At 61.7% G+C, this 22,165-nt stretch carries 20 protein-coding genes and 1 riboswitch; of the genes, 6 read left to right on the top strand and 14 right to left on the bottom strand.

Annotated features, from left to right (window positions below):
• Positions 1–83 precede the first annotated feature (83 nt).
• Both AB9L16_RS14675 and AB9L16_RS14670 read right to left on the bottom strand, forming a co-directional pair.
• Complete coding sequence (locus tag AB9L16_RS14675) at positions 84–1,058, bottom strand: TerC family protein (protein WP_375122305.1); 975 nt, start codon at positions 1,056–1,058, stop codon at positions 84–86.
• A gap of 239 nt (positions 1,059–1,297) precedes the next feature.
• Positions 1,298–2,086 carry a helix-turn-helix transcriptional regulator gene (locus AB9L16_RS14670; protein WP_375123774.1) on the bottom strand — a complete coding sequence of 263 codons (789 nt, stop codon included), beginning with the start codon at positions 2,084–2,086 and terminating at the stop codon, positions 1,298–1,300.
• 82 nt (positions 2,087–2,168) lie between these two features.
• Between AB9L16_RS14670 and AB9L16_RS14665 the strand changes: the two genes are divergently transcribed.
• Entirely contained in the window at positions 2,169–3,167 is a 999-nt protein-coding gene (locus AB9L16_RS14665; protein WP_041480047.1) for a bile acid:sodium symporter family protein, read from the top strand.
• A 6-nt stretch (positions 3,168–3,173) separates the two neighbouring features.
• Here the strand turns inward: AB9L16_RS14665 and AB9L16_RS14660 are convergent, their stop codons facing one another.
• On the bottom strand, positions 3,174–3,776 hold the full coding sequence (locus tag AB9L16_RS14660; RefSeq protein ID WP_056789353.1) for a response regulator transcription factor: 603 nt from the start codon (positions 3,774–3,776) through the stop codon (positions 3,174–3,176).
• Positions 3,777–3,890: 114 nt separating this feature from the next.
• Here AB9L16_RS14660 and AB9L16_RS14655 point away from each other — a divergent pair, with 114 nt between their 5' ends.
• Positions 3,891–5,519, top strand: coding sequence for a hybrid sensor histidine kinase/response regulator (locus AB9L16_RS14655; RefSeq protein WP_375122304.1), 1,629 nt, complete (start codon positions 3,891–3,893; stop codon positions 5,517–5,519).
• Positions 5,520–5,569: 50 nt separating this feature from the next.
• Here the strand turns inward: AB9L16_RS14655 and AB9L16_RS14650 are convergent, their stop codons facing one another.
• The 3 genes from AB9L16_RS14650 to AB9L16_RS14640 all read right to left on the bottom strand — a co-directional run bounded on the left by AB9L16_RS14650 (position 5,570) and on the right by AB9L16_RS14640 (position 9,091).
• Positions 5,570–6,295: a hypothetical protein gene (locus AB9L16_RS14650; protein ID WP_375122303.1), complete on the bottom strand. Its 726-nt coding sequence runs from the start codon at positions 6,293–6,295 to the stop codon at positions 5,570–5,572.
• 250 nt (positions 6,296–6,545) lie between these two features.
• Positions 6,546–7,718, bottom strand: a complete 1,173-nt coding sequence (locus AB9L16_RS14645) for a cystathionine gamma-synthase (protein WP_375122302.1) — start codon at positions 7,716–7,718, stop codon at positions 6,546–6,548.
• Complete coding sequence (locus AB9L16_RS14640; RefSeq protein WP_236169607.1) at positions 7,715–9,091, bottom strand: pyridoxal-phosphate dependent enzyme; 1,377 nt, start codon at positions 9,089–9,091, stop codon at positions 7,715–7,717. Before AB9L16_RS14640 ends, AB9L16_RS14645 begins: the two co-directional genes overlap by 4 nt.
• 364 nt (positions 9,092–9,455) lie before the next feature.
• Between AB9L16_RS14640 and metE the strand changes: the two genes are divergently transcribed.
• Positions 9,456–11,744 (top strand): 5-methyltetrahydropteroyltriglutamate--homocysteine S-methyltransferase, encoded by a 2,289-nt coding sequence (gene metE / locus AB9L16_RS14635; protein ID WP_375122301.1) that lies wholly within the window; start codon positions 9,456–9,458, stop codon positions 11,742–11,744.
• Between the two features lie 209 nt (positions 11,745–11,953).
• Here metE and AB9L16_RS14630 read toward each other — a convergent pair whose 3' ends face one another.
• Genes AB9L16_RS14630 through AB9L16_RS14620 form a run of 3 tightly spaced genes read right to left on the bottom strand, consistent with a single transcriptional unit; the run spans position 11,954 to position 14,741 of the window.
• Positions 11,954–12,718, bottom strand: coding sequence for an ABC transporter ATP-binding protein (locus AB9L16_RS14630; protein ID WP_375122300.1), 765 nt, complete (start codon positions 12,716–12,718; stop codon positions 11,954–11,956).
• A complete protein-coding gene (locus AB9L16_RS14625) occupies positions 12,715–13,731 on the bottom strand; it encodes a FecCD family ABC transporter permease (protein WP_375122299.1) in 1,017 nt (338 codons plus the stop codon). Before AB9L16_RS14625 ends, AB9L16_RS14630 begins: the two co-directional genes overlap by 4 nt.
• The gene (locus tag AB9L16_RS14620; RefSeq protein WP_095180205.1) at positions 13,728–14,741 is read right to left on the bottom strand and encodes an ABC transporter substrate-binding protein; all 1,014 of its coding nucleotides are present in this window, start codon (positions 14,739–14,741) and stop codon (positions 13,728–13,730) included. Before AB9L16_RS14620 ends, AB9L16_RS14625 begins: the two co-directional genes overlap by 4 nt.
• Before the next feature lie 138 nt (positions 14,742–14,879).
• Positions 14,880–15,074, bottom strand: a riboswitch (cobalamin riboswitch).
• Between the two features lie 120 nt (positions 15,075–15,194).
• Here AB9L16_RS14620 and AB9L16_RS14615 point away from each other — a divergent pair.
• Together AB9L16_RS14615 and map are read left to right on the top strand one after the other, a co-directional pair.
• The gene (locus tag AB9L16_RS14615) at positions 15,195–15,422 is read left to right on the top strand and encodes a ParD-like family protein (RefSeq protein WP_007918027.1); all 228 of its coding nucleotides are present in this window, start codon (positions 15,195–15,197) and stop codon (positions 15,420–15,422) included.
• On the top strand, positions 15,419–16,210 hold the full coding sequence (gene map, locus AB9L16_RS14610) for a type I methionyl aminopeptidase (RefSeq protein WP_375122298.1): 792 nt from the start codon (positions 15,419–15,421) through the stop codon (positions 16,208–16,210). Before AB9L16_RS14615 ends, map begins: the two co-directional genes overlap by 4 nt.
• A 203-nt stretch (positions 16,211–16,413) precedes the next feature.
• Here the strand turns inward: map and AB9L16_RS14605 are convergent, their stop codons facing one another.
• From AB9L16_RS14605 to ribBA, 5 genes are all read right to left on the bottom strand, one after another.
• Entirely contained in the window at positions 16,414–17,568 is a 1,155-nt protein-coding gene (locus AB9L16_RS14605) for an ABC transporter ATP-binding protein (RefSeq protein ID WP_016775021.1), read from the bottom strand.
• A gap of 17 nt (positions 17,569–17,585) precedes the next feature.
• Positions 17,586–18,395, bottom strand: a complete 810-nt coding sequence (locus tag AB9L16_RS14600; RefSeq protein ID WP_007918021.1) for an ABC transporter permease — start codon at positions 18,393–18,395, stop codon at positions 17,586–17,588.
• Positions 18,396–18,401: 6 nt separating this feature from the next.
• On the bottom strand, positions 18,402–19,310 hold the full coding sequence (locus AB9L16_RS14595; RefSeq protein WP_056789380.1) for an ABC transporter permease: 909 nt from the start codon (positions 19,308–19,310) through the stop codon (positions 18,402–18,404).
• Positions 19,307–20,332 (bottom strand): ABC transporter substrate-binding protein, encoded by a 1,026-nt coding sequence (locus AB9L16_RS14590; protein ID WP_016775018.1) that lies wholly within the window; start codon positions 20,330–20,332, stop codon positions 19,307–19,309. The genes AB9L16_RS14595 and AB9L16_RS14590 overlap by 4 nt, the downstream gene beginning before the upstream one ends.
• A 321-nt stretch (positions 20,333–20,653) precedes the next feature.
• On the bottom strand, positions 20,654–21,763 hold the full coding sequence (gene ribBA / locus AB9L16_RS14585) for a bifunctional 3,4-dihydroxy-2-butanone-4-phosphate synthase/GTP cyclohydrolase II (RefSeq protein WP_375122297.1): 1,110 nt from the start codon (positions 21,761–21,763) through the stop codon (positions 20,654–20,656).
• Between the two features lie 68 nt (positions 21,764–21,831).
• On the opposite strand from ribBA, the gene AB9L16_RS14580 reads away from it, so the two are divergent.
• Positions 21,832–22,128: a DUF1330 domain-containing protein gene (locus AB9L16_RS14580; protein WP_236169613.1), complete on the top strand. Its 297-nt coding sequence runs from the start codon at positions 21,832–21,834 to the stop codon at positions 22,126–22,128.
• Positions 22,129–22,165 lie beyond the last annotated feature (37 nt).

The raw sequence follows: 22,165 nt of genomic DNA, 5'->3' as shown, positions 1-22,165 counted from the left end.
AAAGCGGTGTGTCATTCAACTCCTATGTTGAATGAACCGGCGTATTCGCGAGCAGGCTGCTCCCACAGGTGGGTTGTGTTGTGTCATTCGGTGCGGCGTTCTGCCTCGCGGCTGGTCACCAGGCTCAACAACACCGACCCCAGAATCACCGATCCGACGATTGCCAGCGACCATTCCACCGGCATGTGGAACCACGGCATCAGCACCATCTTGCCGCCGATGAACACCAGCACGATCGCCAAGCCATACTTGAGCAGGTGAAAACGGTCAGCCATGTCCGCCAGCAGGAAGTACAGCGCGCGCAGGCCCATGATCGCGAAGATGTTCGAGGTGAAAACAATGAACGGGTCAGTGGTCACGGCGAAGATCGCCGGAATGCTGTCGACCGCGAACATCAGGTCGCTGGCCTCGATCAGCACCAGCACCAGAAACATCGGCGTCGCCCAGCGCACGCCGTTCTGCAGGATGAAAAACTTCTCGCCATGAAAGCCGCTGGTGATGCGCATATGCCCGCGCACCCAGCGCAATAACGGATTCTTTTCCAGATCCGGTTGATGATCAGCGAACACCAGCATCTTGATCCCGGTGATGATCAGGAACACACCGAAGGCATACAGCAGCCATTCGAACTGCGACACCAGCCACACACCGGCGAAAATCATGATCGCGCGCATGACAATCGCGCCGAGCACGCCGTACAGCAGCACTCGTCGTTGCAATTCCGGTGGCACGGCGAAGTAGCTGAAGATCATCACGAAGATGAACATGTTGTCGATCGACAGCGACTGCTCGATCAGATAGCCGGTGAGGAATTCCAAGGTTTTCTGCCGGGCGATTTCACCGCCGAATTCACCGTGCAGATACCACCAGAGCAACCCGGCAAAACTCAGCGCCAACAGGCACCAGGCAACCACCCAGGCCGACGCTTCCCGCACCGACACCCGGTGCGCCTTGCGCCCACCGAAGACAAACAGGTCCAGGGCCAGCATGGCCAGAACGAAGATGATGAAGGCACCCCACATCCAGGGTTCGCCGATGTTGATGTTCGTGGCAGGCATGGCACGCTCCCCTGTCTTTTTATTTGCAGCAAGCACATCTCCTGTGGGAGCGAGCCTGCTCGCGAATGCGATGGAACAGCGAAGTTGAGGTTGCTGACCCACCGCGTTCGCGAGCAGGCTCGCTCCCACAGGGATCATCTTCTCTTCTCGATCAAAGTCAGACGGGGCCATGCTAGCGACGGATCTGGAGCAAAGAAAAATCGTTTATTTCTGACTGACAGTTCGGCAAAAACGAAGTATCAGCGGAAAAACTCTCCCGGCGTTTCGCCGAACTGCTGACGAAACGCGGCGATAAACGCCGAGGTCGAGTCGTATCCACAAGCCAGCGCAACATCGGTCACACGCTCGCCTTTTTCCAGCGGGGTCAGGGCACCAAGCAAGCGCAGGCGCTGGCGCCAGGCGCGGAAGGTCAGGCCGGTGTCGCGCAAAAACAGGCGCGTCAGAGTCTTTTCGGTGACACCGAATTTTTCGCTCCAGTGGCTCAGCGTGGTCTGCTGCTCCGGGTGTTGCTCCAGGCTCTGATAGATCTGCTTCAGGCGCGGGTCTTGCGGCAGCGGCAGCATCAGGTCGATGGTCGGTGCGTCGGCGAGTTGATCGAGGATCACCTCGGCCAAGCGTCCGTCAGGGCCACTCTCGTCGTATTCCACCGGGACCTGACTGAAGGCGCGAATCAATTCCCTGAGCAGCGCGCTGACGCCGAGCACATGGCAATGCTCAGCCGCCCAACCGGTGACGCTGCTATCGATGTACAGGCTGCGCATTTCCGTATGCGGTGCGCTGAACACCCGGTGCGGCTCGCCGGCCGGAATCCACACCGCACGCTCCGGCGGCGCGACGAAACGGCCGACGCTGGTCTGCACTTCGAGCACGCCCTGAATCGCGTAGGACAACTGCACCCACGGATGACTGTGACGGCGGGTGAGGGCGCGGTTGGGCAGCGATTCGGTGCGTCCATACACCGGGCGCGGCAGGCTGGGTAGCCCGGGAACGCTGCGGCGAACGCTGTTGGCATGTCCTTTAGGCGGCATCTTGCGGCTCTTCGGCGTTAGTCGGTAATTGCCAGTCACGTTAGAGTCGTCGGCACGCACTGGCAACCCCCGGATGAATCTCATGACGCGCCCACGTTTTCTGCCCGATAACTTCACCCTGACTTTGATCGGCGTGGTTCTGCTGGCCAGCTTCCTGCCCGCCAGCGGTCAAGTCGCGGTCGGCTTCGGCTGGCTGACCAACATCGCCATCGCCCTGCTGTTTTTCCTGCATGGCGCCAAGCTGTCGCGCGAATCGATCATCGCCGGCGCTGGCCACTGGCGTCTGCATCTGCTGGTGTTCGGCCTGACCTTCGTGCTCTTCCCGATTCTCGGTCTGGCGCTGAAACCGCTGTTGTCACCGCTGATCGGTGATCAGCTGTACATGGGCATGCTCTATCTGTGCGCATTACCGGCCACCGTGCAGTCGGCGATCGCGTTCACTTCGCTGGCGCGAGGCAATATTCCGGCGGCGATCTGCAGTGCGGCGGCGTCCAGCCTGTTCGGGATTTTTCTGACGCCGCTGCTGGTGACGTTGCTGCTCAACGTCCACGGCGACGGCGGCTCGACCCTCGATGCGATAGTGAAGATCAGCGTGCAATTGCTGCTGCCGTTCATTGCCGGGCAGATCGCCCGCCGCTGGATCGGCGCGTGGGTAGGGCGCAACAAGAACTGGCTGAAATTCGTTGATCAGGGTTCGATTCTGCTGGTGGTGTACGGCGCATTCAGCGAAGCCGTCAACGAAGGCATCTGGCAGCAGATTCCGTTGTTCGAGTTGCTCGGCCTGGTGGTGGTCTGCTGCATCCTGCTGACGTTGGTTCTGGTGGCATCAATTCTGTTGAGCAAAGCCTTCGGCTTCAATCAGGAAGACCGCATCACCATCCTGTTCTGCGGCTCGAAAAAGAGCCTGGCCACCGGCGTGCCGATGGCGCAGGTGTTGTTCGCCGGCAGCACCATCGGCGTGCTGATTCTGCCGCTGATGCTGTTCCACCAGATTCAGCTGATGGTCTGCGCGGTGCTGGCGCAGCGCTATGCGAAACGGCCGGAGTCGGTGCCGGATCTGATGGCGCAGGTTGATCCATAAAAGGGTTCACAGACCCGAATACTTGACCGCCGCTGCCGCCCGCGTCGGCACGTCCAGCGTGCGCAGCAACGAAGACACATGGATGCGTACCGTGAACGGCGAAATATCCAGTTCACGGGCAATTTCCTTGTTGGTCTTGCCTTGCGCAATCAACCGCAGCACGTCCTGCTGACGCGGCGTCAGCGCCGTCGTAGTTTCCAGCGGCAACAAGCCGGACGGCGCCGACTTCACCAGCACCTCACCTTCACGGATCGCCAGAATTGCCTGGCCGATTTCATCCGGCGCAATGTTCTTGCCGATAAAACCGTCAATGCCCGCCGCCATGACTTCACTGATCAGCGTCTGATCGTCAACCATCGACACCACGATCAGCGTGGTGCGCGGCAATCGTTGGCGCAAGTCGGCGAGTTGAGTGATGCAGGTCAGTCCGGGAAAACGCAGATCGAGCATCAGCGTGTCCGGCTCGTCGCCCTGTGGCAGCAGCTTGAGCACCGCGTCGAAGTCGCCAGCCTCGCAGGTATCGGCATCGGGCAGCAAGCGCTGCACGGTGCGCAGCATCGCCTCGCGAAACAGCGGGTGATCGTCGGCTATGATGATCCGGCACGTCATGACGCGACCCTCCCTGGGTCAGGCGTGATTCAAGGCCTGCACCTTAGCACTGGACGCGAAGGTTGCCTGTAGGCTGCTTCCGAAACTAACGATTGCTGCACAAGGACGTTTACCATGAAGTTCGAAAAAAATATCGAACTCGACCAGGCCAACCTACGCATCATCATCGCTGCCATTGCGGTGGTTTACATGGTCGTGCTGGGTTTTCTGCCGGGCCAGCGCTTCGATACCTACCTGCCGGTCATCACTTACATTGTCTTGTTTCTGCTGGCTTCGATCGCGCTCCGCCAAGCCATTGCGCGTTGGCCCGGGCATTATCCGGCGCGGCGGATTTTTGCCATGGTCCACGATTACACCGGCACCTGTTTTGGACTGGTGATCGGCGGCGAAGCGGCGCTGCCGTTGTATGCGGTGATGGTCTGGGTCAATCTCGGCAACGGCATGCGCTACGGCTCGCGCTATCTGGCAATCGCCACCGGCCTTGCATTGGTGGCGCTGCTGGTGGTCTATCGCCTGACGCCGTATTGGCAGGCGCAGCCGTTCATGGTGCTGATGCTGCTGATCACCAGCACGGTGATTCCGTTTTATGCGCACTTGCTGCTTGAGCGTACGCGCAAGGCGTCGGAAGAAGCGCTGGCGGCTAATCTGGAAAAGTCGCGGTTTCTGGCGCAGGCCAGTCATGACTTGCGTCAGCCGATTCATTCCATCGGTCTGTTTACCGCGTGTCTGCGAGAGTCGCGCCTGGGCGATGACGAGCGGCGGCTGGTCGACAACATCGACCGCTCGCTGCTTAACGTTTCGCAATTGTTCCGCTCGATTCTCGACCTCTACACCCTCGATAACGGTCGGATCGAAGCGAAAATGCAAACGCTGAATCTTGGTGAATGGCTTGCGGATCTGATACGCCAACACCAGGAAGCGGCACGTTGGGCGGGCGTCGAGCTGCGGCTGCGGCCGTGCAACCACTGGGTCAGAACCGACCCGGCGCTGCTCGCGACCATGGTGCAGAACGTGCTCTCCAACTGTTTCAAATACGGCGCGCAACGACCCGTGCTGATCGGCGTGCGTAAACGTGGGGCAGGGCTGGCCATCGTCATCCATGACCGTGGCAACGGCATTGCCGAAGAACATCTGCACAAGGTCTTCGAGGAGTTTTATCGGGTACGGCAAGTGCGCGACAAAGATGTCGAGGGCGTCGGGCTGGGCCTGTCGATCATCAAGCGTCTTGGTGAACTGATCGATGTGCACGTTGCTCTGCGTTCACAGTTGGGGCGCGGCACCGCTGTGACGCTTGCGGGGTTGCCGATCGTGGCGGCGCCGCAGTCACCGGTGGTTCGCAGTGAAGCGCGGCAGGCAGGTTTGTTGACCGGGCTGAAGGTGTGTCTGGTCGAGGATGACCGCAACGTGTTGCTCGCGACTTCGGCGTTGCTCGAACGCTGGGGCTGCGTGGTGCAGGCCGAGTGGTCGGCTGAAGGCCTGGTCACCGACTGCGACATCATCGTCGCCGACTATGACCTGGGCACTCACGCCACTGGCATCGAATGCATTGACGAAGTGCGCAGGCGGAGCGGTTGGGCAGTGCCGGCGATGATCATCACCGGGCATGACGTCGAGAAGATTCAGGCTGCCTTGCATGACCGGCAGATTGCGATTCTGTCGAAACCTGTGCGCCCGGCCGAGTTACGCGCGACGTTGCGCGCCCTGCGTGATCGACAAGGCGCAGCGGTTGAACAGATGCTGTAAAGGCCGATGTAAACGGGCGGCTCAGGAGCTCGCCCGTTATTTCGCGGCGATTATTGTGGGCTGTTGAACTGGTCGGAATAGCTGCCGGTCATCAGCGCCGATGCCACGCGATCAGAACCGACTCCGACCCGGGAGTAGGCCACTCGGTTGACGCCGGTGCGGTCGGCCCCATCCGCTGCCAATGCTCCGGCACCGACGCGATCAGCGCCATCGGCAGCCACCGCGCCCGCGCCGACGCGATCAGCGCCATCGGCAGCCACCGCGCCCGCGCCGACGCGATCAGCGCCATCGGCAGCCACCGCGCCCGCGCCGACGCGATCAGCGCCATCGGCAGCCACCGCGCCCGCGCCGACGCGATCAGCGCCATCGGCAGCCACCGCGCCGGCACCGACACGATCAGCGCCATCGGCAGCCACCGCGCCGGCGCCGACACGATCAGCGCCATCGGCAGCCACCGCGCCTGCGCCGACACGATCGGCGCCATCGGCAGCCACCGCGCCGGCACCGACACGATCAGCGCCATCGGCGGCCACCGCGCCGGCGCCGACACGATCAGCGCCATCGGCGGCCACCGCGCCGGCGCCGACGCGATCAGCGCCATCGGCAGCCACCGCGCCTGCACCGACGCGATCAGCACCATCGGCAGCCACCGCGCCGGCGCCAACATGATCAGCCCCATCCGAAGCCAACGCCTGCGGTTGCGCCGCCAAGACATTCGGCACCACAACGCTGGCCGCTACCGCAAGAAGCACGCCTGACAACAACTTGTATTTCATGGTTTTCTCCACGACCCGTTGCCAAACAGCGATCAATCGCGCGCGATGCATACAGACGCCACGACTCACTGGCTTGGGTTTTACCTGGTTGGCGAAAGGCACGGGCACACCGAACGGCGTGCGGGTGTCGAGATAATTTTGATCGAACCGATTGAGTATAGGATCGGCCTCGGGAACTGCCACGGCGGGGAGATCGACGGACAAAAAAAGACGAAGCCCGCATTGCGCGGGCTTCTTTGTGTGGAGCTGTTTACATTCTTGCCAGTGCCTGAGCCAGATCGGCGCGCAGGTCTTCAATGTCTTCGACCCCCACCGACAACCGCACCAGCCCATCGCCAATCCCCAGCTTCGCGCGAGTTTCCGGCGGGATGGTCGCGTGGGTCATGATCGCCGGATGTTCGATCAGGCTCTCCACACCGCCCAGACTTTCCGCCAACGCAAAGATCTTCACATTCTCCAAAAACCGCCGTGCGCCGGCCAGGTCGCTGTTCAGATCCACGGAAATCATCCCGCCAAAACCGCGCATCTGCCGCTTGGCCAGTTCGTGCTGCGGGTGCGACTCAAGGCCCGGATAGTAGACGCGCTTGACCTGCGGTTGCTGTTCCAGCCACTGCGCCAGATCCAGGGCGTTGCTGCAATGACGTTCCATGCGCAGCGCCAAAGTCTTCACCCCGCGCAGGGTGAGGAATGCATCGAACGGCCCGGAAATCGCGCCGACGGCGTTTTGCAGGAAACCGAGTTTTTCCGCCAGCTCGGCGTTCTGCCCGACCACGGCAATGCCGCCGATCACGTCGGAGTGGCCGTTGAGGTATTTGGTGGTCGAGTGCAGGACGATGTCGAAGCCCAGCTCCAGCGGGCGCTGGATGTACGGGCTGGCGAAGGTGTTGTCGGCGACGCAGATGATCCCGCGCGCGCGGCAGATGCGCGCAATGGCGGCCAGATCCGACAGGCTCAGCAGCGGGTTGGTCGGAGTTTCGACCATGACCATGCGCGTGTCGTCCTGCAGCGAGGCTTCGAACGCCGACAGATCGGTCAGGTCGACGAAGCTGAAACGGTGCCCGGCGCTGCGCTGGCGAACCTTGTCGAACAGGCGGAAGGTGCCGCCGTACAAGTCATTGCCGGAAACGATGTGCGAGCCTGCGTCGAGCAGTTCCAACACCGTGGAAATCGCCGCCAGCCCTGAGGCGAAGGCGAACGCTCGGGTGCCGCCTTCAAGGTCCGCAATGCAGCGCTCCAGGGCGAAACGCGTCGGGTTGTGCGAGCGGCCGTAGTCGAACCCCTTGTGCACGCCGGGGCTGTCTTGCAGATAAGTCGAGTTGGCATAGATCGGCGGCATCAGCGCGCCGGTGGTCGGGTCCGGCTCCTGCCCGGCGTGGATCACCCGGGTGGCGAAGCCTTGGGATTTATCGTCGTGCTGACTCATGCAAGGGATCTCCGTAATTGGTTGAGCATGTCGGTGCGGGTAATCAGGCCATGGAAGCTGGAACCGTCAGCGATGATCGCGACGAGGCCACGGCTGAGCACCGCTTCCAGCTCGGCCAGGCTCGCAGCCGGGGCGAGGGTTTGCAGTTTGTCGGTCATCACGCTGGACACCGACTGGCTGAAGCGCGCGGCATCTTCGTGGACGCCGAGGAGGATGTCGGACTCGTCGATCACACCCACCAGTTGCTTGCCTTCGACCAGCACCGGCAGTTGCGAAACATCCGCCAGACGCATGCGCTGAAACGCAGTGAGCAGGGTGTCGTCCGGGCCGACGCTGATCACCCGGCCGTCCTCGAAACGCCGTGCGATCAAATCGCGCAGATCGCCGTAGCCCTTGCGCTGCAACAGGCCTTGATCGGTCATCCACTGGTCGTTGTAGACCTTCGACAGGTAGCGCGTGCCGGTGTCGCAGACGAAACTGACCACGCGTTTCGGCTCGGTCTGCTCGCGGCAATAACGCAGCGCGGCGGCGAACAGGGTGCCGGTCGATGAACCACCGAGAATGCCCTCGGCCTTGAGCAACTGGCGCGCGTGATCGAAGCTTTCCGCGTCGCTGATCGAGTAGGCGTGACGCACGCTGGAGAGGTCGGTGATCGACGGAATGAAGTCTTCGCCGATACCCTCGACCGCCCACGAACCGGGCGTCGGCAAGGTGCCGTCGCGGCTGTATTGCGCCATCACCGAGCCGATCGGATCGGCGAGGACCATTTCCAGATCCGGCTGCACGCGCTTGAAGAAACGACTCAGCCCGGTCAGCGTGCCGGCCGATCCGACGCCGACGACGATGGCGTCCAGATCATGTTCGGTCTGCGCCCAGATTTCCGGCGCGGTGCTGCATTCATGGGCCAGCGGGTTGGCGGGATTGTTGAATTGGTCGGCGAAAAACGCGCCGGGAATGTCCTTGGCCAAGCGGGCGGCGACGTCCTGGTAATACTCGGGATGGCCCTTGCCGACGTCAGAACGAGTGATGTGCACTTCGGCGCCCATGGCCTTCAAGTGCAGGACTTTCTCGGTGGACATCTTGTCCGGTACCACCAGCACTACGCGATAGCCTTTGGCGCGACCGACCAGCGCCAGACCCAGACCGGTATTGCCGGCAGTGGCCTCGACAATCGTGCCGCCCGGTTGCAGGCGACCGTCACGTTCCGCAGCGTCGATCATCGCCAGACCGATACGGTCCTTGATTGAGCCGCCAGGGTTCTGCGATTCGAGTTTGAGAAACAGCGTGCACGGTCCGGTATCGAAGCGGGTGACCTGCACCAGCGGAGTATTGCCTATCAGCCCAAGCACGGCAGGGCGTGATTCCTTTGACATTTCTTCACCTCTTTATGGTGTTGATCGCGTTCCAATCGCGGGGAAAAGACTCGCGTGCAACTTAGGCGCAGACATCCTCTCTCGCAACCTCTAATCCTTGGAAAATCCAGCCATTTGGATCTAACGATAGAACGAAAACCTGCATGTTGCCCTGACGTGTTCTGATCGTTCCCACGCTCCGCGTGGGAATGCAGCCTTGGACGCTCTGCGTCCCTACGGCCAGAAGATCCCAGCCTTCGGCAGCTCCCACGGGGCGCCTGTGCATGAGTAGAACTTGTGATGATCTAGAATTTATTGAGTTTGTTTCATCAAGTCCGGTTCCCGACAATACCCGCCATCGAATAAGCATCTGGAGTTGTTTGTCATGGCACTGGCCCATTCCCTTGGATTTCCGCGCATCGGTCGCGACCGCGAACTGAAGAAAGCGCAAGAGGCGTTCTGGAAAGGAGAACTGAACGAGGCGGGCCTGCGTGACGTCGGGCGTGAGCTGCGCAAGGTCCATTGGGGCTTGCAGAAAAACGCCGGCATCGACTTGCTGCCGGTTGGCGATTTCGCCTGGTACGACCAAGTGCTGACCCACTCGCTGATGTTCGGCGTGATCCCCGAGCGCTTCCGCCCGCATGACGGCAAAGCTACGCTGCAAACCTTGTTCAGCATGGCCCGAGGCGTCAGCAATACTTGCTGCGGCGAAGGCCACGCTCAGGAAATGACCAAGTGGTTCGACACCAACTATCACTACCTCGTACCGGAATTCAGCGTCGATCAACAATTTCAGCTGGGTTGGGAGCAGTTGTTTGAGGAAGCCGAAGAGGCCCGTGTGCTGGGGCACAACGTCAAACCGGTGATCATCGGTCCGCTGACCTATCTGTGGCTGGGCAAAACCAAAGGCACCGATTTCGACAAGCTCGATTTGCTTGATCGCCTGCTACCGCTGTACGGCCAGATCTTCGCGCGGCTGGCGGCGTTGGGTGTGGAGTGGGTGCAGATCGACGAGCCGATTCTGGTGCTCGATCTGCCGCAGGACTGGAAGAATGCCTTCGAGCGCGCCTACAACCAGATCCAGCGCGATCCGCTGAAAAAACTGCTCGCCACGTACTTCGGTGGCCTGGAAGAAAACCTCGGTCTGGCGGCGAACCTGCCGGTCGATGGCTTGCACATCGATCTGGTGCGCGCACCGGATCAATACCCGACCATTCTGGATCGTCTGCCGGCTTATAAGGTGCTGTCGTTGGGTGTGGTCAACGGTCGGAACGTCTGGCGCTGCGATTTGCAAAACGCGCTGGCGACGCTGCGCCATGCTCATGAGCGTCTGGGTGATCGTTTGTGGGTAGCGCCGTCCTGCTCGTTGCTGCACAGCCCGGTTGATCTGGGCCGCGAAGACCAGCTCGATGCCGAACTGAAAAGCTGGCTGGCGTTCGCCGTGCAGAAGTGCGAAGAGGTCGCCGTGCTCGCTCAAGCGGTCAGCGAACCGGAAGCGCCGAAGGTACTGCGTGCCCTCGCGCAAAGCCGTTCGGTGCAGACCAGCCGCGCTGCCTCGCCGCGTATTCACAAACCGGCGGTACAAGCGCGGGTCGCGGCGATCACTGCCAAGGATGCGCAACGCCAATCGCCGTTTGCCCAGCGTATTGCCAAACAGCGCGGCAAGCTCGACCTGCCGTTATTCCCGACCACCACCATTGGCTCGTTTCCGCAAACGGCGGCGATCCGTCTGGCGCGTCAGGCCTACAAGCAAGGCAAGCTCAGCGCGGCCGATTACACCGATGCGATGCACACGGAGATTCGCCACGCGGTGGAAATTCAAGAGCGCCTCGGCCTGGATGTGCTGGTGCACGGTGAGGCCGAGCGCAACGACATGGTCGAATACTTCGCCGAACAGCTCGACGGCTATGCCTTCACCCGCTTTGGCTGGGTGCAGAGCTACGGTTCGCGCTGCGTCAAACCGGCGGTGATTTTCGGCGACCTCAGCCGCCCGCAAGCGATGACGGTCGAGTGGATCCGTTACGCCCAAGGCCTCACCGTCAAGGTCTTGAAAGGCATGCTGACCGGCCCGGTGACCATGCTGATGTGGTCGTTCCCGCGCGAAGACGTCAGCCGCGAGGTGCAGGCTCAACAACTGGCGCTGGCCATTCGTGACGAGGTGAATGACCTGGAAGCGGCGGGAATCAAAATCGTGCAGATCGACGAAGCGGCGTTCCGTGAAGGCTTGCCGTTACGCCGGGCGCAGTGGCCGGCGTATCTGCACTGGGCGAGCGAAGCATTCCGCCTGTGCGCCTCCGGCGTGCGCGACGAAACGCAGATCCACACGCACATGTGCTACAGCGAGTTCAACGATGTGATCGAGTCGATCGCGGCGATGGACGCCGATGTCATCACCATCGAAACCTCGCGTTCGGACATGGAACTGCTCGAAGCGTTTGAAGCGTTTGCCTACCCGAACGACATCGGCCCCGGCGTGTACGACATTCACTCGCCACGGATTCCCGATGTGACGCAAATGGTCGGCTTGCTGCGCAAGGCGGCGCAGCGTATTCCGGTGGAGCGGCTGTGGGTCAATCCGGATTGCGGGTTGAAAACCCGAGGCTGGCCAGAGACCGAGGCGGCGTTGGTGCACATGGTCAGCGCCGCGCGGCAACTGCGCAAAGAGTGGGCCTGACCCTTTACCGCCCTGGAATACATAACCCTGTGGGAGCGAGCCTGCTCGCGAAAGCGGTGTGTCAATCGACACCATGTTGGATGACCTGACGCCTTCGCGAGCAGGCTCGCTCCCACAGAACTCGCGTTCTCCCCGTCATTCACGGCAACACACAAATCCTTTGTGGGAGCGAGCCTGCTCGCGAAAGCGGTGTGTCAGCCACCCATGCATCAGGCAAGGAAGCGCAATATCGGCGCACCATCGAACGGGTCTGTCAGATAGTGCGCCCTGACCCCGAAAGTCGTCTGTAACCGCTCCGGCGTCAGCACTTGCAGCGGCTCGCCCAGTGCCACCAGACGCCCGCGCTCCAGCACCGCCAGGCGATCGCACTTGAGCGCCTGATTGAGATCGTGCAGGGCGATCAGCGTAGTCACCGGCAGTGCGCGCACCACTTGCAGAATGCTCATCTGATGCTGGATGTCGAGGTGGTTGGCCGGCTCGTCGAGCAGCAGGATCTGCGGGCGCTGCGCCAGTGCGCGGGCGATGTGCACGCGTTGGCGTTCCCCGCCGGAGAGGCTGCGCCAGAGGCGGTTGCGCAGGTGCACGGCGTCGACGTCGACCAGCGCTTGCTCGACGATGGCGTCATCGGCCGGCGACCACGGTTGCAGCGCCGACAACCACGGCGTCCGCCCCAGCGCCACCGCGTCGAACACGCGAATGCCATCGTCGGTATCGGCCTGTTGCTCAACCACCGCGAGCGTCTGCGCGATAGTGCGCCGCGACATCTTGCCCAGCGTCCGACCGTCGAGCTGCACCTGACCTGCGCTCGGTTCGCGCAGGCCAGCGAGCAGTTTCAGCAGAGTGGATTTCCCCGATCCGTTCGGCCCGACAATGCCCAGGGTCTCGCCGCGCTGAACATCGAGGCTGACACCGTTGAGCAATTCGGCACCGCGCACTTTGAAGCCCACATCAGCACAACTCAAAACCGTGTTCATCGCGCCGATCTCCGGCCCACCAGAATCAGCGCGAACACCGGCGCGCCGACCAGCGCAGTGATCACGCCGACCGGGATCACCTGACCCTTGATCAGGGTGCGTGACAGCACATCGGCGGCGATCAGAAACACTGCGCCGCCCAACGCACTGGCCGGCAGCAGACGGGCATGGCCGGTGCCGAGCAACAACCGCGCGGCATGGGGAATCACCAGACCGACAAAGCCGATCGAGCCGACAATCGACACCATCACCGCCGTCACCAGCGCGGCGCAGCCAATCAACAGAATCTGCACACGTCGCACTGGAATGCCGAGAGACGCCGCCGAGTCCGCGCCAAAGGTGAAGGCATCCAGCGCCCGCCGGTGCCACAGGCAAACGACCAGCCCGAGCAAGGCCACCGGCACCGCCAGCCCCACCGACGGCCAGCGCACGCCGCCGAGATTGCCCAACAGCCAGAACATGATCCCGCGCGCCTGTTCCGAGCTGGCCGAGCGGGTGATCAGAAAAGCGGTGAGGGCGTTGAACAGCTGCGAGCCGGCAATCCCGGCCAGAATGATCTGCCCGGTGCCGCTGGCCGAGCCGCTGACTCGCGCCAACAGGATCACCAGTACGAAAGCGGTCACCGCGCCGGCAAAAGCACCGACCGACAGTGAAATCGCCCCGGCGCCGACGCCAAGCAGGGCGACCATCACCGCGCCAGTCGAGGCACCCGCGGAAATCCCCAGCAGATACGGATCGGCCAACGGATTGCGCAGCAGCGACTGCAGGATTACGCCACAGGTCGCCAGACCGGCGCCGCAGGCCGCCGCGACCAGCGCGCGGGTCAGGCGATAGTTCCAGACGATACCTTCGTCGATCGGGTCGAGCGCATAACCGGCGCCCCACAGCTTGTTGGCCAGCACCTGCAACACCACGCTCGGCTCGATCGAAGTCTCGCCAATGGCCACGCCGCCAATCAGCGCGACCGACAGCGTTAATAGCACCAGCAGCAAACGGATCAGGCGTCTGCTCATTGCGACAGGTCGTAGCCGTTGATGGCGCTGGCCAGTTGTTCGAGGCCGTCGAAGGTGCGCAGGCTGGCCTGCATGGCCATGGCGTCTAGGATGATGATGCGGTTGTGCTTGACCGCGTCCATGTTGCGCGTCACCGGATCACTGCGCAGGAAGGCGAGTTTCTTCTGATAGTCGTCCGCCGGGAAACGTCGACGATCCATGCGCGCGATCACCAGAAACGTCGGGTTGGCCTTGGCGATGGTTTCCCAGCCGACGGTTGGCCATTCTTCATCCGACTCGACGACGTTGCGCACGCCGAGGGTGCTGAGCATGAAATCGGGAACGCCTTTGTGCCCGGCCACGAAAGGCTCGATGTCCATCTCGGCGCTGGAGAACCACACCAGGGCGCTGACGTCTTTGCGCTGCTGGTTTTTCGCCGTGGCGATCGACTGCGCGAGGCTGGCTTTGAGCTGCTCATTGAGCTGCTCGCCACGCGCCTGCACATCGAAAATCGCCGCCAGTTGGCTCACGCTTTTGTAGATGCTGTCGATGCGAAACGGTGCCAGCCGCGTCCCGTCCGAACCGACGAGGTTGTCCTTGGCTTCGCAATCGGAGGGCAGCAGATAGGTAGGAATCTTCAGTTCATGAAACTGCTCGCGGGTGCCGACCGCGCCTTGCGGGCCGACCATCCATTCCAGCTCGACGGCAACCAGCTCCGGGCGTTTAGCGATCACCGCTTCGAAACTCGGCTCGTTATCGGCGAGGCGCTCGATCCTGTCGTTCTGCGCTTTGTATGTGCCCAGCACATCGTTGAACCACAGCGAAGTGCCGACGACTTTGTCGCCCAGACCCAAGGCGTAGAGCATTTCGGTGCCGGCCTGGCCGATGGTCACCGTGCGCGCAGGTGCGTGTTGAAAGGTCAGGCTGCTGCCACAGTTTTCGACGGTCAGCGGATACGCAGTCGGCGCCGCTTGCGCCAGGGGGCAAAGACTCAGAGTGGTGAGCAGGGTGGCAACGCGGGGCAGCAGCATGGGGCAGTCTCCAAGGGAACCGTACGGGAGCGGGCGGGTACGGTTGGAAACACACCTCGGGCGCGGTCGTGGAAACTGCGCAAGGCCGGCACGGGGAAAATGCGCATGGCACGATGTCCTTCCCGGACACCCCGCCGGTTGGTCAGTCACTGTGCCGGCAGGTCTCCTGACTGATGCGTCATTGCCATGCTCCGGCCTTCCCGGGATTCACCCAGTGGCAGTCAAGGAGCAGGCTCGGCACCTACAGTTGCGGGGGCAGTTCCGATTGATGCTGTGCAAGCATTTCGGATTCCCTATTAATTCCGTGTGGAAACCGGCGGCGGCATGGTAGTCGATTTGCACGGTGGAGGGGGAGGCGAATCTGCCACAGCGTCGATTTTGCCGTTGGCATTGCAATCTGTCATATGTCCTGGCTAATATACGATCCATATACACATCGTATAGGATTCATATATGGGCATCGTAAAGATTTCAGAGGACATGCACGAGAATCTGCGCATCTCCAGCAACGCCCTCAGCCGCTCGATCAACGCGCAGGCCGAGCACTGGATGCGCATCGGCATGCTCGCCGAGCTGCATCCCAATCTCGACCACAGCGCCATTTGCCGCCTGCTGATCCGCGCCGAACAGAATGGTGGGCTGGATCTGCAACAACTGACTCAGGAAGCCGTCAGCGCATGAGAAACCAGATCAAGATCAACACCCCGGCCGACATCGAAAAATCCCGCGCCGCCGGCAAACTCGCCGCCGAAGTGCTGGCAATGCTGGTGCCGCATGTGAAGGCCGGTGTGACCACCGATGAGCTGGATCGACTGTGCAACGATTACATCGTCAATGTGCAGAAGGCGGTGCCAGCCAATGTCGGTTATCACGGCTTTCCGAAAACCGTCTGCGCGTCGGTCAACGATGTGGTGTGCCACGGCATTCCATCGGGTACTCCATTGAAAGACGGCGACATCGTCAACCTCGACATCGCGGTGATCAAGGACGGCTGGTTCGGCGATACCAGTCGCATGTATGTGGTGGGCGAGGCGACTCCCGAAGCGCAGCACCTGATCAAGACCACCTACGAAGCCATGTGCGCAGGTATTCGCGCAGTGAAACCGGGCGCAACGCTGGGCGATATCGGTTACGCGATCCAAAGCCTGGCGGAGGCGGAGGGCTTCAGCGTGGTGCGCGAGTACTGCGGCCATGGCATCGGCAAGGTCTATCACGACGAACCGCAAATCCTGCATTACGGCTTTCCCAATCAAGGGCTGAAGCTCAAGGCCGGGATGATTTTCACCGTAGAACCGATGCTCAATGCCGGCAAACGCCATGTGAAGAACATGCCTGATGGCTGGACCGTATTGACCAAGGATGGCTCGTTGTCGGCGCAGTGGGAGCATATGGTCGCGGTGACGGAGAGCGGGTTTGAAGTGCTGACGGCGTGGCCGGATGAGATTGACGGGTACCGGGCCATTGGCTAATACCGTGTCGCCTGCTTGCCCTCACCCTAGCCCTCTCCCAATGGGAGAGGGGACTGACCGAGGTGTTGTTGCGAGATACGCCGACGTGCGATACCGAGTCGAACTTACATTTTGAACAGCATGAAGATCGGCTCCCTTTCCCCCTCGCCCCCCGTGGGGGAGAGGGCTGGGGTGAGGGGGTAGATCCAACTGACTCAGCGCAATCAGTGAGCACCTGCTGCCTTGTTCAAATCGCTCTCGGTCCACTCGGTATAAACACAAGCATCCGCCGTCGCCCAGCGCACCCGGACCGGATCGCCGGCCTTGAGCGGCATGCCCGCTGCCGATAGCGCTTTCACCGTCATCGACGTCCCGCCCGCAGTCACCACGCTGCACGTCTGGCTCTCGCCCAGAAACAGCACCTCTACAACGTTCGCCGACACCTCATTCCAGCCCGCCGCCAGCGGCTCATCCAGCGCCTGCTGCGTGCTCAGCGCCAAGGCCTTTTCCGGACGCACCATCAGCAGCACGTCCTGATCAGTGTGCAACCCGGACGTCAGCCGAATCGACAACGACTGGCCCTCGAAACTCGCTGCCGCATTGCCTTGCGCCTTGAGCTTGAGGAAGTTCGAATTGCCCAGGAACGACGCGACAAATGCATTCGGCGGATTCTGGTAAAGGTCATAACCACTGCCCAGACCAACGATTTTGCCGTGGCTGAAAATCGCGATGCGTTGCGACAGACGCATGGCTTCTTCCTGGTCGTGGGTCACGTACACGATGGTGATGCCCAGGCGCCGGTGCAGCTGGCGCAGTTCATCCTGCAAGTCCTCGCGCAGCTTCTTGTCCAGCGCGCCCAGCGGTTCGTCCATCAGCAGGATGCGCGGCTCGTAAACCAGCGCCCGGGCGATGGCGACACGTTGTTGCTGGCCGCCAGACAACTGCGAAGGGCGGCGATGGGCGAACTGTTCGAGCTGCACCAGCTTCAACATCGCATCGACGCGTTTTTCACGCTCGGCGGCAGCCAGTTTGCGAATCGCCAAAGGGAAGGCGATGTTGTCGCGCACCGACAGATGCGGGAACAGCGAGTAACGCTGAAAGACCATGCCGATGTCGCGCTTGTGCGGCGGCACGTTGACCAGCGACTGGCCATTGACGAGGATCTCGCCGCTGCTCGGTGTTTCAAAACCGGCGAGCATCGACAGCGTGGTGCTTTTGCCCGAGCCGCTGGAGCCCAGGAACGTGAGGAATTCACCGTCCTTGATGTCCAGCGAGATATTGTCGACGGCAGCAAAATCGCCGTAGTGCTTGTTCAGGTTGCGCAGGCTGACCAGGGGTTTGTCGCTCTGCTGGGATGCGTCTTTGATCACGGCACTCATGTCGTACTCCTGGGCGCTCAGGCGCTGATTTCGTTGCGCCGGCGCAGGGCGGCGGCGATCACCATGACCAACACTGACAGGCCGATCAGCAGCGTCGAAGCGACGGCGATCACCGGGGTCAGGTCCTGGCGCAGGGTGGTCCACATTTTCACGGGAAGGGTTTGCAGAGTCGGGCTTGCCATCATCACGCTGAGCACCACTTCGTCCCACGAAACGAGGAAGGCGAAGAGGGCGCCGGCGACCATGCCCGGACGAATCGCCGGGAACGTCACTTTGAACACCGCTTGCAAGCGCGAGGCACCGCAGATCACCGCCGCGTCTTCAATCGACTGATCGAACAGCTTCAGCGAGTTGATGATCGAGATGATGGTGAACGGCAGCGCGACGATCACATGGCTGACGACGAAGGCGAACATCGTTCCGGTGTAGCCGAGCTTGAGAAACAGCGCGTACACCGCCACGGCAATGATCACCAGCGGCACGATCATCGGCAGGGTGAACAGGCCGTAGAGCATCTCGCGGCCGGGAAAGCGTCCGCGCACCAGCGCAAACGCGGTCGGCAAACCGAGCGCCACAGCGCAGATGGTGGTCAGCACGGCGACCTTGAGGCTGGCGGCAGCGGCGTTCATCCAGTCGGGATTGGAGAAGAACTGGCCGTACCATTTCAGCGTCCAGCCCGGTGGCGGGAACACCAGCCACTGCGAGGAGCCGAACGACAGCAGCACGATGAACACGATCGGCAACAGCAAGAACAGACCGATCAGCCCGGTAGTGGCGTAGAGGCCGAAACGCATGCGCCGGCTCATGGCATTGGGGGTCAGGAGCATGTCGGCTTACCTCGCGTTACTGGCGCCAACCGGGGATTCCGGTTGAAGCTTCAGGTAGAAGTAGAACAGCACCAGGGTGATTGCGATCAGCAACGCGGCGCCGGCACTGGCCAGGCCCCAGTTGAGGAACGATTGCACCTGCTGAATGATGAACTCCGGCAGCATCATGTTCTGCGCCCCGCCGAGCAGTGCCGGGGTGACGTAGTAACCGAGCGACATCACGAACACCATCAAACCGCCGGAGGCCAGACCCGGCCGGCACAGCGGCAGGAACACCCGGAAGAAGTTGGTCCACGGACTGGCGCCGCAGATCGAGCCGGCCTGCAGGATCATCGGGTCGATGGCCTGCATGGTTGCCTGCAACGGCAGCACGATGAACGGGATCATGATGTAGCTCATGCCGATCACCACGCCGGTGAGGTTGTGCACCATCTCCAGCGGTTGATCGATGATGCCCATGGCCATCAAGGTCTTGTTGATCACGCCCGAGGCTTGCAGCAAAACCAGCCAAGAATAGGTGCGGGCGAGCAGGCTGGTCCACATCGACAGCAGCACGATGTTGAGGATCCAGCGCCCCCAGCCGCGCGGCACCAGGGTGATCGCCCAGGCCAGCGGAAAGCCCAAGAGCAGGCTGAACAGCGTCACCAGCCCGGCCACCGAAAAGGTGTTGAGCAGCACTCGCGCATAGGCCGAGTTGGCGAACAACTGTTCGTAGTTGCCGAGACCCGGCACAGGTTCCAGCACACCGCGCAACAGCAGGCCAATCAACGGCGCGAGAAAGAACAGGCCGAGGAACAGCAGCGCCGGGACGAGGTTGCCGGCGCCGCGCCAGCGTTGCTTGAAGGCCGAACCGGCAGCGCCGGCGGCGCTCCCGGTGGCAGTGGAAGGACGAGGCGCAGTGGCCGCGATTTTCATTTGACCAGCCATTCGTTCCACCGTGTCGCGATAGCCGGACCGTTCTTGGCCCAGTAAGCGAAATCAAGGGTGATCTGATCCTTGGCGTAAGCCGTCGGCAGGTTGGGGGCCAGCGTCGAATCCAGACGCTCCACACTGTCGAGGTTGACCGGCGCGTAGGCGGTCAGGTTGGAGAAGTCGGCCTGGCCTTTGGCGCTGCTGGCATTGGCGAGGAACTTCATCGCCGCATCTTTGTTTTTCGAGCCTTTGGGGATGACCAGAATGTCGGCCATGACCAGGTTCTGCTTCCAGCTCACGCCGACCGGTGCGCCGTCTTCCTGCAGGGCGTGCACCCGACCGTTCCAGAACTGGCCCATGCTCGCTTCGCCGGACGCCAGCAGTTGCTGCGACTGCGCGCCGCCGCCCCACCAGACGATGTCTTTCTTGATGGTGTCGAGTTTCTTGAAGGCGCGATCCAGATCCAGCGGGTAGAGCTTGTCAGCCGCAACGCCGTCGGCCAGTAGCGCCAGTTCGAGCACGCCGGGGCTTGGCCATTTGTACAGGGCGCGCTTGCCCGGGTAGGTCTTGGTGTCGAACAGCGCGCTCCAGTCCTGCGGCTTGTTGGCGCCGAGCTTGCCTTCGTTGTAGCCGAGGACAAAGGAGAAGAAGAATGAACCGACGCCGTGATCGCTGACAAAGCGCGGGTCGATCCTGTCGCGCTGGATCACTTTGAAATCGAGGGGTTCGAGCAGGCCTTCGGCAGCGGCGCGCAGAGCGAAGTCGGCTTCGACATCGACCACGTCCCACTGCACGTTGCCGCTTTCGACCATGGCTTTGAGTTTGCCGTAGTCGGTGGGGCCGTCCTGGACGACGGTGATGCCGCTGGCCTTGCTGAACGGATCGGCCCAGGCCTGTTTCTGCGCATCCTGGGTGCTACCGCCCCAGCTGACAAAATTCACGCTTTCGGCAGCCATTGCAGCCTGGCCGGTAACGCTGAGCAGTCCCGCGAAAAAGATCGCGGTTGCAGCTTTGTTCAACACCATGTTCACGCCCTCATTGTTGTGTTTTTGAGCGGGCCTTGCGTTGTTGCCCGCCTGTCGGGAGCAGTAGCTGGACGCTTTTTCACGTCGTCCGGTCTATGGAATATCATATTATGGTATTCCAAACTTTGTGCAAGCACTTTGCCTTACCGGTTATCTGGCGGATCTGTTTTTTGATGAGTTCAGGACAATGGATTTGAAATGCAAAACCCTTGTGGGAGCGAGCCTGCTCGCGAAGCGGTGGATCATTCAACATTCAAGTCGACTGACACATCGCTTTCGCGAGCAGGCTCGCTCCCACATGGGGTTTGTGCTGGGCTCGGGTTATTCGGTGAACGGAATGCTCTCAACCACCTCAAGGTCATACCCGGTCAACCCCGCATACTTCAGCGGTGGCCCGAGGTGCCGCAGCTTGCCAACCCCGAGATTCTGCAGAATCTGCGCCCCCGTCCCGACCTCGGAATAAATCCGCGATTGCGAACGGCTGAACTGCCGTGGCGGCTGGGTCAACTGCGGCACGCGCTCGAGCAACGCCTGCGACGATTCATGGTTGGCCAGCACCATCACAACTCCATGACCTTCCGCCGCGACCCGTTGCAACGCTGCCCAGAGGGTCCAGTTCGCCGGCCCGCTGTACTCGGCGCCGACCAGATCGCGCAGCGGATCGATCACATGCACGCGCACCAGCGTCGGCTCATCGCGGCGCAGGTCGCCCATGACCATCGCCATGTGCACGCCACCTTCGATGCGATCTTCGAAGGTGATCAAACGGAACGTGCCATGCACCGTCGGCAGCTCACGTTCGCCGATGCGTTCAATGGTGTGCTCGGTGCTCAGGCGGTAGTGGATCAGGTCGGCAATGGTGCCGATCTTGATCCCGTGCTTGCGCGCGAACTGCTCCAGATCCGGGCGGCGGGCCATGGTGCCGTCGTCGTTCATCACTTCGACAATCACCGAGGCGGGGGTGAAACCGGCCAGACGCGCCAGGTCGCAGCCGGCTTCGGTGTGCCCGGCGCGGGTCAGCACGCCACCTTCCTTGGCGCGCAACGGGAAGATGTGACCGGGCTGCACCAGGTCTTCGGCACGGGCATTCGGCGCGACGGCGGCGGCCACGGTGCAGGCACGATCCGCCGCGGAGATGCCGGTGGTCACGCCGACCGCCGCTTCGATCGACACGGTAAATGCAGTGCTGAACACACTGCCGTTGGCGGGTACCATTTGCTCCAGGCCCAGACGCTGGCAATGTTCGTCGGTGAGGGTCAGGCAGATCAGCCCGCGTGCTTCGCGGGCCATGAAGCTGATAGCCTCCGGCGTGCAACGGTCGGCGGCCAGCAGCAGGTCGCCTTCGTTCTCGCGGTCTTCGTCATCGACCAGCAGGACCATTTTGCCGAGGCGATAATCTTCGATGATTTCTTCGATGCTGTTGAAGGCCATGCTGGACTCTCAGGGTTCGTTGGAAATATATTGGTATACCATAATACAAAATCAACAAAGAGGTCACTATGAAGGCGTACTGGATTGCACATGTGGATATAGCCGATGCCGAGCACTACAGCCAATACACCCAGCGCACCCCGCAGGCGATTGCCGCATTCGGCGGCAAGTTTCTCGCCAGAGGCGGGCGCAGTGAAGCGCTGGAAGGGCGGCAGACGCCACAGCGCACGGTGATCATCGAGTTCGACAGCTACGAACAGGCCGTGGCGTGCTATCGCTCGGCGGCGTATCAGGAGGCGAAAAGTTACCGCGAAGAATGGGCGAGGGCGGAGATCATCATCGTAGAAGGCATCGCCCCGAACTGAGCCACACCACCAAACTATGTGGGAGCGAGCCTGCTCG

Source organism: Pseudomonas sp. LW8, assembly GCF_041956865.1.
Lineage (GTDB): Bacteria > Pseudomonadota > Gammaproteobacteria > Pseudomonadales > Pseudomonadaceae > Aquipseudomonas > Aquipseudomonas siliginis.
The sequence above is the reverse complement of the archived record's forward strand: the minus strand, read 5'-3'. Positions and strand labels throughout refer to the sequence as shown.